We start from the raw sequence: 16,858 nt of genomic DNA, 5'->3' as shown, positions 1-16,858 counted from the left end.
TGATTGACTTTACGCTGAGGTTGAAAGTCCGTGAATAAAAAGCGGCTTTCCCTCGTTCCATACCATTACATTAAGGTAGCAGAATGAAAAAATACAAATTAGTGTTATTACTTTTACCTGTTTTACTTGTTGGATGCGCTACGGGTAATACGCCTGAAGCGAAAAAGAAAAATGCACGTCAGGAAACTCAGGCAGCATTGAAAGAGATCTATAGTGAACATAAAGGCGCATCATCGGCTGTGGCTGGCTCCGTCGCCTACGTTACCTGTACCGGCAGTAACAGTTACCTGTTTGCTCTGTCTACCGGGGGCGGAGTTTGCGTATTGAATGAAAAAGGCTCCCTCTCTTATTACCGATTTGCAACTGGAGGTGTCGGTGCCGGTATCGGTTGGAAGCAGGTCGCCTTCGTACAGGCATTTATGGATAAGGCGGCCGTTCAGCGATTTAAGGACGCGGGTTTCGAGGGACAAGCTCAGGCAGAAGCCAGTGCCGAATATGAGGGGAGTGGTGGTCAGGCATCAGCCAATCAATCCGCGGATCTCAGTGGTGTTAAAACCTATCAGGTTAATTTGATGGGGGCAGCCGCTCAGGCTACTGTACAAGGGTACAAGTACTGGGAAACGAACTTTGAAGATGACTTCATCGAAAACTAGCGCCCTTGTTTGTCCCGGGTAATCTAAAGGCGCGAATAGCGCCTTTTCTATCGCTCCTGCTGACTGAAAGACTTAACTCATAAAAATCGGTTGTTTAGCTCCTACGTCTGCTTTTCGGTGAGTGTTCTCTTATAGCTAAGTTGTATATAGCAGGGGAAAGTTAGACTTTTATCTCGTTACGGGTAATTTCTGTTGATTAGCAACCATACTTATAAATTAGAGGGGCGAAAGCGTAAACGTGGTTAGCAAAGAGGTCGCGGCAGGTAGAGAAAGGTATCGAGCGAACGAGATAAGGATGCATAATCGAGACAGTAAATAGTCGAGATACTAAACAGTCGGACCACTAGCCAGGGCTTTTATTGAGGCGTTTAAAGTTAAGGGGTTACTCGTGGCTAATTCTACTAAGATACTGATTGTGCTCTGTCTACTCTTACTGGTTATTTTTTCCGGAAGTCTTGCCGCTCAGGAGTTGCATTATTTCGTCAATTTAAGTTCGGCCTAGATGAGAATACAGCATGTGAGCTTTTTACAAAGAACCTGTCAGGTGGAGTTAGCCGCACCTGGGGTTCACGTTTTATCATCCGTTCCTATGGAAACAGGCTTAGCTACTACAACTTAGGTTGCGGGAGCTGATACAGTTCCGTAGGGATGGATGGTTCCACTATAACGGTAGGAGTCGGCAGTGGTGTCCATGTCGATTAGCGGAATATAGTGCAAGGACATGCCTGATAAACCAAGCTGAGGCAGGTTCTGTACTTAATAATAAACGCCGCATTTAGCGGCGTTTTACTATCATTAGTACCAGTCATCGATACCCTGAGTCGTGTTGACATAGGTTTGGAGTACTGAGGCTTGTTGCTGCTGTGCCTTAGTCTCTACAACTGCGGCGCGTGCGTCTTCGTTATTTGAAAGATAGTAGGCTGTCGATGCCGACATACCTTTGCTGTTGCCTGTCGCTATTCCGGCCATATCTGAATAAATTTGATATTGAGCCTTGGCTTTTCTGTATTCGACATAGTTGTCAACTTTCTCTCCCTCATTGGACAGGCTTGGTTTTGCCGGGAGAGTTTCAGCCTCTTTAGCGCTTGGTTGAGCTTGAGATGAAAGCTCTGCAGCCTGTTTAGATATTGTCACGATGTCGCTATTTGAACGCTGTGAAGCCTGAGTAGTTGTGAGGGGAGAGTCGGTCTTAGATTGAGTAGTGTTCTGTACCGGTTGATTCGATGCAATACCCTGTGTGGTAGGGGGCGTGTTTTGAGAAGTTGAATTAATTTGCATCTCTGCCTCGCGTAAAGTGATATCGATTGAACCACTCTACATAGGTAAAGCTGAATGCAGGCTGAATTTGATTGAAAAAACGACACATCCTACCGTTTTTTATATAAACTCAGCCCGCACTCTGTGCTGCTTACTTCAATTTAGGCGAAGATCAGCAGTAAGGTACCAAAGACTCCGGAGCCTGCCATGAAGTGGGGCAGGTGATGAGCCCGATAGCTTAAAGTCAATATCACTAATAGCCCCGCAAGTGATATGAGTCCGGTGAATAGTATGCTGCCATAGGCGAAACCTTGGTAAAGGATACCGATATAATAACTTACCGCGAGTACCCCCCAGCCAAACCAATAGAGTAATTTGCTCTGTGCCGGGCTTGGTGAACGATTAAAAGCACCGCGGAAATGAGAGAACATGGCTAAAGCCAGGCTGCCGAATGCGAGGTAGCTAAAGTTAAGTAAGCTTAGCGTTATAGAGTTAGATATCATAATGTTACGCCCCCTCCTTTGTTGAAGCGGTAGAAACCCGTTTCCCCTTCTTCGCCCACGCAGTGCTTGCTGCGACGCGATTAGATGTTTTAGTGTGAGTTTGGGCTAATTTTTTCCTCGCAAACCATAACGCTATTCCAATCAGAAAAGAGAGAATATCGAATCCTGCTAATGCCCACTGCTGGCTGGCCATATTTTGAAACAGGTGTTGGCTGGAGGTCCCCCAGTTAAGAAGAGGGATCGCCATGAAGGCAACCGCAGAAAGTCCCAGCACTCTGCGCCAACTTGTCAGGCTACGGTCAAAGAAAGCCAATACTGCGGTTAAACAGATAACGGCAAAGAAGCTATGTATCTCCCACTGAGCCCGGTCTGCCATCTGTGTCGGCAGGAGACGGTTAGCATAGAAAAATGCACAGGTTGCCAGAGGTAAGCCGGCTATAAAAGTCAGGTTAAGTCCCTCGACCAGGCGCAGACCTAAGCTTGGCTTGTTACCTTGTTTGATTAGCTTCTGTTGCTTTTGGCGGATCTTCACGGCCCATAACAGTGTGCCTGTTGCTATCATGGCGCAGCCCATGAAACCGCAGATAAAGAAAAAGAACCTTAAGACCGGCTCGGCAAAACGAGCCGTGTGCAGGGACATTAACGTATCGTGTGTGGCATTAGCTGCCGATGGGGCGGAGGAGGCTTTACTCACCAGCTCACCTGATGCACCGCTGAATATCAGAGGTATACGCAGGTCTGTCACTGACTGCCCGGTATTTTTATAGAAACTGATTCGACTATTTTCATCATTGATATTACTGATCACCACCTGTTTAATCGGCGTATCTCCCCAACTCGCCTTCACGGTGGGGAGTAATTCACTCAGTTGAATTAAAGGTGCAGGGGTACCCGAAGCGGCAACTTGCTCTCGCCCTGGTTTTAGTTCCGCGCGAAATGCACGAGTGTCACCATCATAGGCGGTCATCACCCCCCAAGGCATATACATCAGCATCAAAGTGATTAAGCCGGTATAGGTGATCATCAGATGATAGGGTAGCGCGAGCACCGAGCTGATATTGTGGGCATCGAGCCAGGAACGCCCGCCCTTGTTGCGTCTGAAGCTGAAAAAATCCTTGAAGATGCGCTTATGGATAACGATGCCACTGATCAAGGCCAGCAACATAAACATAGTGCAGAATCCGACAATCCAGCGAGCGATTTTTGCCGGCATGTAATGAAGGTCGAAATGTAATCGATAGAAGAAGTTACCACCACGAGAATTACGTACGTCGGTAACCATATCCTGACCATTTACATGGGCAATATGTTCAATAAATTGCCCCCTTCGTTTGCCTGCTTCAGGCTGTGTCTGCCAGCTATAGCTGAGATAAGGCTTACGTTCGGTAGGAAAGTTTATGCGCCAATCTTTTGCATTTTCAGCGTGCTGCGACAGATAGGCCTGCCCCTCTCGAAGCTGGTGTGTTAAATTTTCAGTTTGATAGTTTTGAAAAACATCGCTGTGAATTTCCGGCTTAGTCCAAAGGGAGATCTCATAGCGATAGTAGCTGACCGTTCCGGCAAAGAAGACTAATAACAGTACCCAACATACCAGCAGACCAACCCAAGTGTGTAACCAGGTCATAGAGCGAAAAAAAGTCTCTTTCATTGCTTAACTTACCCACAAAATAAAGATGTAAAGAATGGCACTGATTAACAATAGATCCCGCCAGGCTTGCCGGCTTGTCCCGACACTAAATGCCCAGATCGCAGCCGCAACATAGAAGCTAAATGAGAGCATCATTGCGATCAGCACACTTTGGGAAGCGGGCAAAGGTATGATGAGAGCCAATAAACCAGAGCCGGTAGCCGCGACTAAGTATCCTGCAAAAATGGCTGCAAAACTGCGAGACATGATATTGATAGGTTGCGAGCGGATAAATGCTCGCCAGTTTAAGTTTGGTAATACCACAATGGTTTATTCCTAGTGGAAAGGTTTGTTCCTGATGGAAAGGTTGGTGCCTGTGTAGATCTAGCAAAAACTGTTGTGATTCTACCTGAATAACATGCGGATGATAACCGTTTTCATTCTCATTTAATTTGTAAAGATTGTCACTATGAGTGTTGGCTCTCAAAAAAAGGCAATGAGTCGGATTTTTTAATTGAGTGAGTCGAAGTGGTTGGATTTAGAGCTATCTCAAGTGGTTAAGCAAAATGTTGAGCTTGGTTATTCGATCTGTTTACAGGCGTATTAGTGAAGCATATTGGGCTTTACCTGAATGGGGAGTCGATATACGAAGCACTTAGGCTTCAAGGATCGGTTTTTTAGCATATGCTTAGATCACCCTCTTATTGGTTATTTGAGTAATGAAAAAGCATCAATTTGATGCTTTTTATAACGATTATCTTAGTTTTGTCTTAATTTTGGACATTGAATATAGCCGTTACTTGCTTTTATGAAATATGAGGAGTACATATTAATACAACTAGTTTGAAAGTACTTATTGAGGATCCAGTGTGGGGAACTGGTGTTGGTTAGTTCAAGAGTATTTGTAATAGTTAGAATGGATACAGAGCTGGTATAAGTCTGGTTGAGTAGAAAATACCGATAAAAATGTAGGGCAAAATTAGTAATGTAAAAATATTTTACTTGCCCCCTTGTGTTTTCAACCGCCAGCCCCAAGTTCTATTATTGAAGTAATTCTTAAAAGGAAAACCTATGAAAATAAATCTTTCTGGTCACCACGTCGATGTTACCGATTCAATCAAAGAGCATGTGAACGAAAAGTTTTCCAAAATCGCCACTCACTTCCCAACGTTAATCTCGTTAGATGTCATCATTTCTAAGGAGCATGGCGAGTTTCAGGTTGAGCTGCGTACTAATTATGAAGGTAGCCGAATTTCAGCATCGGGCACCAATGGTGTGATGTATCCGGCTATTGCGACTGCGGCTAAGAAGCTTGACGCAGCGCTTAAGCACAGAAAAGGTCAGTTAAAAGCCGATCTTCATGAGAAGCCGGTGAGTACGACTCCCGAAATCGCTCATGAAATAGTTCAAGAGATGAAACTTGTCTAAACTGATGAGATTAGTTTCTCGCCGCCAAGGCTGAGAAGCTAATAAACTCTTGATGTAAACGTTAAAAAACCACCGGTTGTTCGGTGGTTTTTTTATGGAAGAAATAATGGCCAAACACTAGCCCAATAGTTCTATTGGTATTATTCGTCCCTGTTCATCCTCTTTTCATAGTCTTTAGGTGGTGGCGTCCAGCCTCGCTCGACTCTTGCCTGTTCATCGAAGTGATCACTCTTCATCGCTTTCGCTATGGCGGTCTCAAGTTCGATAAACAACTCTCTGAAGTGAGCGCTGTATTTGCTGTCTTCAGTCTTCTTCTTCCAGGACTCAAACAGTGAATCTTTATAACAAAGTTCCAGTTCTCGCAGCGTGGCCTTCTTCTGCTCGGCCTTAAATGGATGTACCCCGAGGGAGATCAAGGCCTCTTTGCCAAGCTCTAAGGCTGAATGGTAGGTTTCACTGATGATAAAGTCTGCGCCGGCATGTTTAAGTTCGAAGTGATGCCCTCTATCGAACGCCCGGGCAAAAACCTTCACCTTAGGATAGGTGTGTTTTACATATTTTGTCAGCTCTACAGCGCGTTCATTGTTGTCGATGGCGATGACCAGCATGGTGGCGTCTTCGATTCCGGCAGTGTGGAGTAGGTCGGGTTGAGTCGCATCACCATAGAAGCTCTTAACATTGATCTTTTTCAGGTTCTCTACTTGGGATATCTGATGATCCAGCACTACGGTATCTATTTTATTAGCCCGTAAGAAACGATTTACCATCTGGCCGAATCGGCCAATGCCCGCGATAATCACAGTGCCATTTTCGGTGATCTCATCGGCCTCGCGGTCATTTTCAAAATGTTCAAACCTTGGCACTATCACCTTGTCGAAGAAGATGAACAGGCCTGGTGTTAGGAACATAGACAGGGCTACGACCAATGAGAGTATTTGGGCCAGATCGGTTGGGATAACGTGGTTTTGCACCGTATAACTGAGTAGTACGAAACCAAACTCACCGGCTTGAGCTAAGCTCAGGGCAAACAACCAGCGATCGCTGTTTTTAATTCTGAATATGAGGGCTAATACAAATAATACCAAGGCTTTTACCAGCATAACCCCGGCAGTGATCCCAAGCACGGGCCCAACATTACTGGCTAAGACCCCAAAGTCGATGCCTGCACCAACAGTGATAAAAAATAATCCCAGCAATAGCCCCTTAAAAGGTTCGATATTGGACTCGAGTTCATGACGAAATTCACTGTTAGCCAGTACCACGCCGGCTAGAAATGTTCCCAGGGCCGGCGAGAGACCGACCAGACTCATTAATGCCGCGATACCGATCACCAACATTAGAGCTGTTGCGGTGAAAATCTCCCTCAGGCCCGAACTTGCGACATAACGAAATAGAGGGCGACTGAGATAATGACCACCAACAACTACGGCTGCGATGGCCAGCATGACCACTATCCCATAGGCCCATCCAGGCAAACCGGCCACCAAAGAGAGCTCTTCATGTTGCTGCGCGGCTTGGCCAACTGCGGCTTGTGCCTGTTCGACTAACTCGGGGAGTGCCAATAATGGAATGAGCGCCAGCATAGGGATCACGGCGATATCCTGAAACAGGAGAACCGAGAAGGCATTCTTCCCACCTTCGGTTTTGGACAGGGCTTTCTCGTTAAAGGTCTGCAGCACGATGGCGGTAGAAGACAGCGCGAAGATAAGGCCTACGGTTAGTGCGATACTCCAGCTTAAGCCAAAATAGATACCCGCTGCGGTGATGATCGCGGTCGTTCCCCCTATCTGCAGACCGCCTAAGCCGATAAGTTTATTACGCATATCCCAGAGCATTCGTGGCTCGAGTTCCAGCCCCACAAGGAATAGCATCATCACCACGCCAAATTCGGCAAAGTGTTGCAGGGTATTTGTTTCACTGCCGACCAGACCGATGATCGGACCGATAACGACTCCCGCCATCAGGTAACCCAGCACAGAGCCTAACCCAAAACGTTTGGCCAGAGGCACCGCGATAACTGCCGCGCAAAGGTAGATAAAAGCTTGAATAAAATAAGCTGTCATTGGGTTCCCTTAGTCTAGACCTTGCAATTAAGCGTTAAATAAGTTGGATAAATTGGTGTTTAATACGGGCAAAGAGCTTGCCGTTTCAACATCTAAAGTATCATTGGCCAGTGCAGTTAAAAGGTGACGTAAACTCTCGATATGAGCATTTACACGATCCTCTTCTACCGCACTTCTGGCGCTAAACAGTACGAATGGGGCGAGATAGATCATCCCCGTTAATGATGCTGTTTGTTCCAGAGGGTGGAGCAGTTCCCGGATACTGAAATGGTTATAGCCCTCTTTCTGGTAGGCAGCCTCAGAGCCGCCGGCAGTGACGGCACACAGAAATGTCTTCCCCTGTAAAGCATGACCGTTGGCACCGTAGGCAAAACCATATTCAAGCACCAGATCTTGCCACTGTTTTAATATTGCAGGAGTGGAATACCAATAGAGAGGAAACAGAAAGATAATCACATCATGTTCGATTAGCCTCTGTTGTTCTTTGTCGATATCGATATGAAATGTGGGGTATTCCCGATAGAGATCGATGGCCGTCACATCGCCGTGTTGTTGGCAGGCGGTAAAAAGTGGCTTGTTGACCTCTGAGCGTTCCTGAGAAGGATGTGCAAACAGCACTAAGATTTTCTTCTTGTCCTCGGACATAACTGATCCTTGTAAACGAGCGTGTCACCCATTTTAGTAATTTATCATAGGTTCCTTTTAGCAATAACTAGTTTATGGATCTTATCTGCCAGAAAAATATCAAGAGTTTGATTTTCAATGTTTGGTTTGATAACTCAGCCTGTACAGGCTGAGCACTACTCTCCGAGTTGCAGTATCTCACTTCGATAGATATCTACCGAACTGTCGGCATCGATTCCGATTCGGTTGTCGGCGTAGATATTGATCTCAATGTCTTTTAAGGGCTTTCCATTTTCATCATAGACATTGGTTATGATAACTGAAGTATTCGTCTTTCTCGTTAGAATAAGCATATGACCTCCCTGTGCATGCTTCGCTGTCTTCTAGGTGTAGCAGCGAAGTCGTCAATATTCAATGTGAAGCCTGAAATCAGGCCCGCGTCTCTTATTCCGGATGCTGTCTTCGTGGGTAACTAATCACCAAGTTAATCTTTATAACGAGTGGTTAAGAGATCAAATCTTTGATACGTGTCATGAAGCAAGGGCTTACCTGCTTGGGCTGGCTGTCGTGAATCGGCCCAATATGTTATAGTGCCGCCCATTATTGAGACCCGTTAGATTGAAGAGAAAGAGATGACTAAAGAACTATTAAGCCGCTGTGGTGGCAAGTGTGAATTGTGCGGTAGTGAATCAAACTTAGCTGCCTTTGAGCTGCCTGAGTCTAAGGGCTACGGTGATGCGCGTATCATGATTTGTGACACTTGTACTGGTCAGATCAAAACCCCTGCAACTATCGATATGAACCACTGGCGTTGCCTCAACGACAGCATGTGGAGTCAGGTGCCGGCCGTTCAGGTTATGGCTTACCGCATGCTAAAGCAGATAAGTGCTGAAGCATGGGCACGTGATCTGCTTGATATGCTTTATCTCGATGAAGATATGCAAGCATGGGCTGAAGCGGGAATCGAAGAGGTCGATGAAGATTTTGTACCTCATAAAGACAGCAACGGCGCAATCTTAGAGGCGGGTGATAACGTCGTTATCATTAAAGATCTTAATGTTAAAGGCACCACCTTTACCGCTAAGCGTGGAACTACCGTTCGTGGCATCTCTTTGACGAATAATCCAGAGCACATCGAAGGTCGTGTGAACGGTACTCGTATCGTTATCCTGACCTGTTTCGTTAAGAAGGTTATGCCAAGCGAAGAGTAAGCCCTCGAATACTCGATTGACGTTAAAGCCGCCGTTATCGACCCGATTTCGGCGGCTTTGTCATTTTTGCCTGTAAGTTTGCTACTGTAATAAAAATTAGCTTTTTGGAGATAAGTATGAAGATTTGGGTCGACGCAGATGCTTGCCCTGGGGTAATTAAAGAGATCTTATTCAGGGTTGCCGATAGGGCGAAAGTCGAGGTCACCTTAGTGGCAAACCACTCCATGCGTATCCCGCCATCTCGCTTTATCAAGATGGTGACGGTTCCTTCAGGTTTCGATGTGGCCGATGATGAGATTGTGAAGCGACTCGACGTTGGAGATCTGGTGATCACCGCCGATATTCCTCTTGCATCGGAAGTGATAGATAAAGGCGGAATCGCCTTAAACCCCCGTGGTGAGCTCTATACTGTGCAGAACATTAAATCTATTCTGAATATGCGGGATTTTATGGATACCATGCGAGCCAGCGGTGTTCAAACCGGAGGACCTGCAGCGATAGGGGTAAGCGAAAAGCAAGCCTTTGGTAATCAGTTAGATCGTTTCGTTACTAAATATCATAAGCTTTAAGCTACGAGCTACGAGCTACGAGCTACGAGCTACGAGTTACGAGTTACGAGTTACGAGCTACGAGCTACGAGTTACGAGTTACGAGCTACGAACGACTAGCTACGACTTATGAGCTACGCGTGATAGTGCCCCATGTAGGAGCGGCTTTAGCCGCGAATGTGTCAGGGGCATGATTCGCGAGCTTTGAGCATCAAACTTAGAACTTAAAACTTAGAACTTAAAACTTAAAACTTAGAACTTAGAACTTAGAACCTAAAATTTATCTTTCCTCTCTTTGACTTGTCATTATTGGTGCTCCCACTTCCTACTTCCTACTTACCACTTACCACTTACCACTTACCACTTACCACTCATCTATCGTGATATTGAGCTAGTTTAGCTTTGGCTGAATCATTGCTGGTTCACATTTTTCACCTGGTAATTACATTTTTTACTTGAAGTTTATCTTTATTGGGCATATTTTAGCTTTAAGCTTAAACTTAAGTTTGGTATCCAAACAAATGTTTGTTTGGCGTGTAACCTGGATAATAAAGATGACAGAACGCGAACTAGAGATACTGGCACTACTTAAACAAGACCCACTTATCGCGCAACAGAGCTTAGCCGATCAGTTAGGCATAAGCCGTTCCGCTGTTGCCGGGCATATCATGAACCTCACCAATAAAGGCGTCATTCGGGGAAAAGGTTATATCTTAGCCGAATCCCGCTATGCGGTAGTTATCGGTGGGGCCAATATGGATATTCTCGGTCGTCCATTAAATTCATTGCAGGTCGGTGATTCAAACCCAGGCAGTGTGAGCTGCTCCCCCGGCGGCGTCGGGCGTAATATCGCCGAGAATTTAGCAAGGTTAGGTTCCGAGACCCGGCTAATCAGCGCCGTAGGTAAAGATACTTATGGGCAGATGATTGTTAGTCAATGCCAACAAGCCGGCATCGATATGAAAGGCTGCTTGCAGCTCAACGATGTGAATACTTCCACCTATCTTTCAGTGCTCGATGGTGACAGCGATATGCATGTTGCCATTAATGACATGGCAATCTTAGACCGTCTGAGTGTCGAGGTACTTAAAGAGAAGGAGGAACTATTAAGACGCGCAGATCTTATTATTCTGGATGCAAACCTGTCAGCAGAGTCATTGGAATATCTGCTCAATAACTTCTCCGACAGACCCATCTTTGTTGATACCGTCTCCTGTGTTAAGGCTAAGAAAATTAAACCGTTTTTAAGTTCTGTGCACACGTTAAAACCCAATCTTAAAGAGGCTGAGCAGCTCTCTGGGATCGTCATCGAAGATTATAGTGAGCTACCCGGTTTAGCTAACTGGTTTCATAACCAGGGGGTTAAGCGCATCTTCCTCAGCCTGGGGAGTGATGGCGTCTTTTACAGTGATGAAGGTGCTCAAGCCCTTATTCCAGCGATTCCTGTCGCTATGGTTAATGCTAACGGAGCCGGTGATGCGTTCCTCGCAGGCCTTGCTCATGGCTGGATACAGGAGTGGAGCATAGAGCACTCAACAAAATTTGCTATGGCCGCAGCAGTAGTGGCGCTGTCACATCTTGCGACCATTAATCCAAATATGTCAGAAATTTCAGTAAACCGAATTATCAAGGAGTTAACATGTTAGAGCAGTACCTAGATATTAATCCTGAAGTCGCCGCGGCAATTGCAGCCGGAAAGCCAGTTGTTGCATTGGAATCTACGATTATTTCACACGGAATGCCTTATCCGCAAAACGTAGAAACGGCCCTCAAGGTTGAGCAGATAATTCGTGATAATGGTGCGATCCCTGCGACGATAGCTATCTTGAAGGGACGATTGAAAGTGGGTATGACCCATGAGGAGATCGAATATTTAGGTAAGGCAGGGTTAGATGTAATCAAGACCAGTCGCCGCGATATCCCCTTTATTGTCGCTAAGCAGGTAGATGGTGCGACTACAGTGGCTTCGACCATGATTTTGGCGCAGATGGCGGGTATCAAAGTATTCGCCACAGGCGGTATCGGTGGTGTTCATCGTGGTGCACAACAGACATTTGATATCTCGGCCGATCTTCAAGAGTTAGCTAATACCGATGTGGCGGTAGTTTGTGCCGGCGCTAAATCAATTTTGGATATTGGCCTGACTCTGGAGTATTTAGAGACTCAGGGCGTTCCGGTTATCGGCCATCAAACCGATACATTACCTGCTTTCTACACCCGTGAAAGTGAGTTTGGTGTCGACTATAGACTGGACAATGCCGAGCAGATCGCAACAGCAATGAAAGCCAAGTGGGAGATGGGGTTAAAAGGTGGCGTTGTCGTTGCAAACCCTATTCCGGAAGAGTATCAGCTTGATCGCGCCATGATCGACGAGGTGATCATCAACGCCGTTGCCGAGATGGACAGCAAAGGGATATCGGGTAAAGAGTCGACTCCATTCTTGCTGGCTAAGGTTGCTGAGAAAACAGAAGGCACCAGCCTGAAAGCCAACATCGAGCTTGTGTTTAATAATGCTAAACTGGCGGCTGGAATTGCTGTCGAATATGCGAAGTAAATAGCAAGAATGTCTGTTTAATTCAGACACTGTTGGTAAATAGAGAAGGCGCCTAAGGGCGCCTTTTTTCTGTTCAGTCTTTGAATTACTGAGTTAAGCCAGACCAAAATTTTTGGGGGAAGGGAAAAGAAGGAAAGAGATAGTTCAACTTTTCAGCAAAGAGGGGAGCGTCACTTCAGCGCTTAAAAAGAAGTTATTTGGTTGAATATTCAATTCTTGTCTAGGATTAGTGTACAGGTATTAACCTGCCCGGTGGAGATAACACTGATGAAGTTACATTGGCAGATCTTGATCGCCATCCTACTGGCTATCTTGGTCGGTATTGTGACAGTCCCCGAAAGTGCGATTTATGAAATTTATGATTTCATCGGCACTATGTTTCTCAATGCCCTCAAGATGGTCATAGTGCCTCTGATCATGTCATCCATCATCTCGAGTATGGCAGGCCTTAACCACGGTGATAGTTTAGGGCGACTCGGACTGAAGACCTTGGCCTACTACACCATGACCAGTCTGTTAGCCATTCTGATCGGATTGACTCTGGTTAATATCACTCTGCCGGGAATTATCGATGGGCGAGCTGCGGGTGATTTGCTCAATCTCAATACCAACAGCTCAGAGGTTGCATCGACCCTAAGTCAGGTTGAGGGGCGAGGCAGTAAAGATCTGGTTGAAATCTTTGTCAGAATGATCCCGACTAACATTGTGGAAGCAGCGAGCGAAGGGCAGATGTTAGGCCTTATCTTTTTCAGTTTACTGTTTGGTTTCTTCATGGGACGCGTCGAGGGGCGCAGGGGAGAAGTACTGCGGGACTTTTGGAAAGGCGTCGCCAAAACTATGGTGCTTATTACTCAGTTTGTTCTTAAGTTTGCGCCACTGGGAATATTTGCTTTGATAGCTAAGACGGTGAGCGCGACCGGTTTCAATGCTTTCGAGCCTATGTTGGTATTTCTGTTTACTGTCATCATCTCTCTGGCTCTGCATTCATTTATCGTTTTACCTCTGCTGCTTAAATTTGTTGGTGGAGTGAGCCCCGTCAAACAGGTTGTGGCTATGTCTCCGGCAATGTTAATGGCATTTTCAACCGCCTCCTCCTCTGCGACTTTGCCATTGACCATGCAGTGCATACAAAAGCGAGCCGGGGTGTCGCGAAAAACCGCCAGTTTTGTCTTACCTTTAGGGGCGACGGTCAATATGGACGGCACGGCGCTTTATGAGTGTGTGGCGGCGATGTTTATTGCCCAAGCCTATGGTTTGGAGCTTGGCTTTATTACTCAATTTACCATTGTGATAGTAGCGCTGCTCACCTCTATCGGGGTAGCGGGCATTCCTGCTGCTAGCCTGGTGGCCATTACCGTGATTTTAGGTGCAATAGGTTTACCGCTTGAAGCGATAGGCTTATTACTGGTAACAGATAGAATATTGGATATGTTACGAACATCGGTCAATGTATTCAGTGATGCTTGCGGTACTGTGATAATCGCAAAATCCGAGGGGGAAACATGGGTGCTAAGTCAAGAAAGTGAAGTGACGGGGGAGGTGGGAGAGTAAGCGCGACTTATTATCTGGCTCACAGATGCTAAGTCGCGAGAACAGTTCCTTTACTGAGCGCACTTGACGCAATTTTTACCCGCTTGCTTAGCCAGGTAAACAGCCTCATCAGCCCGTTTTATCAGTTCGCTATAATGTTGCATCAGATCTGTTCTGGAAGATATCCCTACACTAATGCTGCCATGCCAGTTGCCGCTTCCAAAGGAGACCGTCATAGCGGCCACCTTAGCGTGAACCTGAGCCGCAATATGCTGAATACCACTAAGGTCCGTTGCCGGGCAGATGATGATAAATTCATCTCCCCCTAAACGACACACTATGTCATCGGTACGTACGGCATGTTGTAACTCTCTGGATAACTCGCATAACACCTTATCGCCGGCATCATGGCCATAAGTATCGTTAACGGTTTTAAAGTGATCCGCATCTAACATCATACATGCCAGTGGTTGTACGTCAGGTTCACACTCCTGCCAAAGTTGAGTGAGCTTTTCCATGGCAAATCGTCGATTGGGTAAACCGGTTAATACATCGGTAACCGAAAGTTTCTCCAGGTGGGCATTGGCGTCTATTAACTCTTGTGTGCGCTGCTGAACCTTCTCTTCGAGGGAGTGATTGAACTCTATTAGCTGTTTGTTACGTTGGGATACTTGCTTAAACAGCCCGTTGAGCGCCTTGAGTAATGGGGCTGTGGCGCTATCAACTTGAGACTCCTCTCTCTCGAACGCTTGTGTAGAAGATAAACCTGAGTCGATGGCGGCAATCTGTCTGGCCATATTCTGATCGGCACCTAAGATATGGTAGGCCAACCATTGAGTCAGAAAATCCAGCAGGTATTTAAGGGTGTCAGGGTTGTCGACGGAGGTTGAAACCTGAATCGCCTCCATTTCACTTAAGAAGTAGTTGTGGGCCTCTTTTTGAAGCTTTACGTGTCGCTCATCGACCCCTTTCTCTTGCATCAGAGCTTCTTCATCTTGAAAGTGATGCTGTGTATAGCGCCACAAATCATTGAGTACCTGGTTGATATCGCTCGATTGCAAGTTATTACTGGCGAGCAGGTGCCCAAACCGATTAATCAGTTTTACTAGCTGGTGGTGTTGTCTGTCAACATCATCTAAGCCGGTGACAAAGTGTCCATCCCACTGAAACGAATCCATACTATTTTACAAACTCACTAAAACTATTCCTGTGGGGGATTGTAGGTTTAGTCGAATAGATTATCTTTGTTCTGGCGCACAGTTTTATCAGCTAATATTACTCATTGTTTTCAAGTGATTATTTTGTCATGTGTAAAAATTATTGACTTTAAAAGGGCTAATTCGGATGGACCTTTACCCGTTCATATCTGAGTTATCTCACCGCGGTTTCTGCTGTTGGTAAGATGAATACCTGTTATAGAAACATAAGCTTTAAAAAGCCAGATAACTTACTGAAAGTTTAGCTTTATACCCACTACAGATGTTATAGTTTTGTAAATTGGCAATTCGATTTTAAAGGAACTGTAAAATGGAACCTCACATCCTTGAGATTAAAGACTTTGTCTCCTTTACCTTAGCCATTATTGCGCTATTTATCGGTAAAGCAATCATCGCCCGTTATGAGCTATTGCGTAAGTACAGCATTCCCGAGCCTGTGGTTGGCGGCTTCGCCTGTGCGGCCATTGTGGGGATCCTCTATTATGCTTTTGGTTTGCAAATTGAGTTTAATTTGGAGATCAGAGATATTTTACTGCTCTACTTCTTTGCCGGAATAGGTTTGAAGGCCGACTTCAAGACCTTGCTTCAAGGGGGGAAGCCCTTGTTGATCCTGATACTTCTTTCCAGTGTGTTTATCTTCTTACAGAACTTTACAGGTGTGAGTGTCGCCACCCTATTTGGATTGGATCCCAAAGCGGGCCTGATGTCTGGTTCTATCTCGCTTATCGGTGGGGTAGGTACTGCTATGGCATGGACACCCACCTTTGTGGAGGAGTTAGGTATTGCTAATGCCAGTGAATTGGGGATCGCATCGAACACATTAGGCTTAATTTCAGCCTGTGTCATCGGTGGTCCAATCGCGGCTTATCTGATGAAGCGTCACCATATTAAAGCCAATTTGGATGAAGAGCTCGATATCGGTGCCAGCCATAAGAGTAGTTCAAACCACATTCAGGTCGACTATTTTGGCGTACTCAGAGCCTGGTTATGGTTAAACGTGACACTGATTATTGGTTATTTTATCGATCTGGCGATGCAGGAAGCCGGGCTTAAGTTGCCTATGTTTGTCGCCTGCCTGCTCGCCGGTATTATTATCGGCAATGTCGGTCGTGCTCTTCTGAACCGTAGGAAGGACAAAGATTTTACTTACGTCGAAGAGGCTTCCAGGGGCTTATCATTAATTCAGGATATCTGTTTAGGCATGTTCTTAACGATGGCGCTGATGAGCCTGAAGATTTGGGAGCTTGAGGGCAGCCTGTTTTATATTTCGGTCGTGATGTCGATACAGGTACTGTTGTCGGTGTTGTTTACCGTCTTTATTGTGTTTCGCGCCATGGGTAAAGATTATGAAGCGGCGGTTATCTGCTCCGGCTTTGGCGGGGTAACCTTAGGCTCTACGGCTACCGCTATCGTAAATATGACGGCGGTGTCTCAGCAATACGGTGCGGCGCACAGGGCCTTTATTATTGTGCCCTTGGTGTGTGGTTTCTTTATCGATATTATCAATGCGATGATTATCAACTTGTTTGTAAACTTTTAGCTTATAAGAACTAGCTTATTAGAATTAGCTTTGTAAGCTGAAGTGCCAGGTTAACCAGAATAGTTTCAAACTCTGATAACTGGTGATATCGATAGCAGCCTTA

Annotated in this window: 16 protein-coding genes; 8 read left to right on the top strand and 8 right to left on the bottom strand. The window is 45.8% G+C overall.

The genetic code is table 11. The features are described from left to right. The first annotated feature begins 83 nt into the window (after positions 1–83). Positions 84–653, top strand: a complete 570-nt coding sequence (locus tag EKG39_RS02235; protein WP_126503821.1) for a lipid-binding SYLF domain-containing protein — start codon at positions 84–86, stop codon at positions 651–653. 795 nt (positions 654–1,448) lie between these two features. Here the strand turns inward: EKG39_RS02235 and EKG39_RS02230 are convergent. From EKG39_RS02230 to EKG39_RS02215, 4 genes are all read right to left on the bottom strand, one after another. Continuing rightward, on the bottom strand, positions 1,449–1,931 hold the full coding sequence (locus tag EKG39_RS02230; protein ID WP_126503819.1) for a hypothetical protein: 483 nt from the start codon (positions 1,929–1,931) through the stop codon (positions 1,449–1,451). A 140-nt stretch (positions 1,932–2,071) separates the two neighbouring features. After that, positions 2,072–2,413, bottom strand: a complete 342-nt coding sequence (locus tag EKG39_RS02225) for a DUF3325 domain-containing protein (protein WP_126503817.1) — start codon at positions 2,411–2,413, stop codon at positions 2,072–2,074. Positions 2,414–2,417: 4 nt separating this feature from the next. Then, entirely contained in the window at positions 2,418–4,061 is a 1,644-nt protein-coding gene (locus EKG39_RS02220; protein ID WP_126503815.1) for a PepSY-associated TM helix domain-containing protein, read from the bottom strand. Between the two features lie 3 nt (positions 4,062–4,064). Then, complete coding sequence (locus tag EKG39_RS02215) at positions 4,065–4,364, bottom strand: hypothetical protein (RefSeq protein WP_126503813.1); 300 nt, start codon at positions 4,362–4,364, stop codon at positions 4,065–4,067. 747 nt (positions 4,365–5,111) lie between these two features. Here EKG39_RS02215 and hpf point away from each other — a divergent pair. Beyond that, complete coding sequence (gene hpf, locus EKG39_RS02210; protein ID WP_126503811.1) at positions 5,112–5,468, top strand: ribosome hibernation-promoting factor, HPF/YfiA family; 357 nt, start codon at positions 5,112–5,114, stop codon at positions 5,466–5,468. Positions 5,469–5,608: 140 nt separating this feature from the next. On the opposite strand, the gene EKG39_RS02205 is transcribed toward hpf, so the two are convergent. The 3 genes from EKG39_RS02205 to EKG39_RS02195 form a co-directional block, all read right to left on the bottom strand. Continuing rightward, the gene (locus EKG39_RS02205; RefSeq protein WP_126503809.1) at positions 5,609–7,531 is read right to left on the bottom strand and encodes a monovalent cation:proton antiporter-2 (CPA2) family protein; all 1,923 of its coding nucleotides are present in this window, start codon (positions 7,529–7,531) and stop codon (positions 5,609–5,611) included. Positions 7,532–7,558: 27 nt separating this feature from the next. Continuing rightward, positions 7,559–8,176 carry an NAD(P)H-dependent oxidoreductase gene (locus tag EKG39_RS02200; RefSeq protein ID WP_126503808.1) on the bottom strand — a complete coding sequence of 206 codons (618 nt, stop codon included), beginning with the start codon at positions 8,174–8,176 and terminating at the stop codon, positions 7,559–7,561. Positions 8,177–8,331: 155 nt separating this feature from the next. Next, a complete protein-coding gene (locus EKG39_RS02195) occupies positions 8,332–8,508 on the bottom strand; it encodes a carbon storage regulator (protein ID WP_126503806.1) in 177 nt (58 codons plus the stop codon). A 279-nt stretch (positions 8,509–8,787) separates the two neighbouring features. Between EKG39_RS02195 and EKG39_RS02190 the strand changes: the two genes are divergently transcribed. The 5 genes from EKG39_RS02190 to EKG39_RS02170 all read left to right on the top strand — a co-directional run bounded on the left by EKG39_RS02190 (position 8,788) and on the right by EKG39_RS02170 (position 14,019). Beyond that, entirely contained in the window at positions 8,788–9,366 is a 579-nt protein-coding gene (locus EKG39_RS02190) for a PhnA domain-containing protein (protein WP_012141696.1), read from the top strand. Positions 9,367–9,482: 116 nt separating this feature from the next. Continuing rightward, positions 9,483–9,935 carry a YaiI/YqxD family protein gene (locus EKG39_RS02185; protein WP_126503804.1) on the top strand — a complete coding sequence of 151 codons (453 nt, stop codon included), beginning with the start codon at positions 9,483–9,485 and terminating at the stop codon, positions 9,933–9,935. A gap of 533 nt (positions 9,936–10,468) precedes the next feature. Further along, entirely contained in the window at positions 10,469–11,560 is a 1,092-nt protein-coding gene (locus EKG39_RS02180) for a PfkB family carbohydrate kinase (protein WP_126503802.1), read from the top strand. Beyond that, positions 11,554–12,468, top strand: a complete 915-nt coding sequence (locus EKG39_RS02175) for a pseudouridine-5'-phosphate glycosidase (protein WP_126503800.1) — start codon at positions 11,554–11,556, stop codon at positions 12,466–12,468. Before EKG39_RS02180 ends, EKG39_RS02175 begins: the two co-directional genes overlap by 7 nt. A 267-nt stretch (positions 12,469–12,735) precedes the next feature. Beyond that, positions 12,736–14,019, top strand: coding sequence for a dicarboxylate/amino acid:cation symporter (locus EKG39_RS02170; protein WP_185817506.1), 1,284 nt, complete (start codon positions 12,736–12,738; stop codon positions 14,017–14,019). 50 nt (positions 14,020–14,069) lie between these two features. Here the strand turns inward: EKG39_RS02170 and EKG39_RS02165 are convergent, their stop codons facing one another. After that, positions 14,070–15,176: a sensor domain-containing diguanylate cyclase gene (locus tag EKG39_RS02165; RefSeq protein ID WP_126503798.1), complete on the bottom strand. Its 1,107-nt coding sequence runs from the start codon at positions 15,174–15,176 to the stop codon at positions 14,070–14,072. 349 nt (positions 15,177–15,525) lie between these two features. Between EKG39_RS02165 and gltS the strand changes: the two genes are divergently transcribed. Then, positions 15,526–16,755, top strand: coding sequence for a sodium/glutamate symporter (gltS, locus tag EKG39_RS02160; protein WP_126503796.1), 1,230 nt, complete (start codon positions 15,526–15,528; stop codon positions 16,753–16,755). The last annotated feature ends 103 nt before the right edge of the window (positions 16,756–16,858 follow it).

This window comes from Shewanella atlantica (genome assembly GCF_003966265.1).
Classification (GTDB): Bacteria; Pseudomonadota; Gammaproteobacteria; order Enterobacterales; family Shewanellaceae; genus Shewanella; species Shewanella atlantica.
This window is presented reverse-complemented; position numbering and strand designations above follow the sequence as displayed.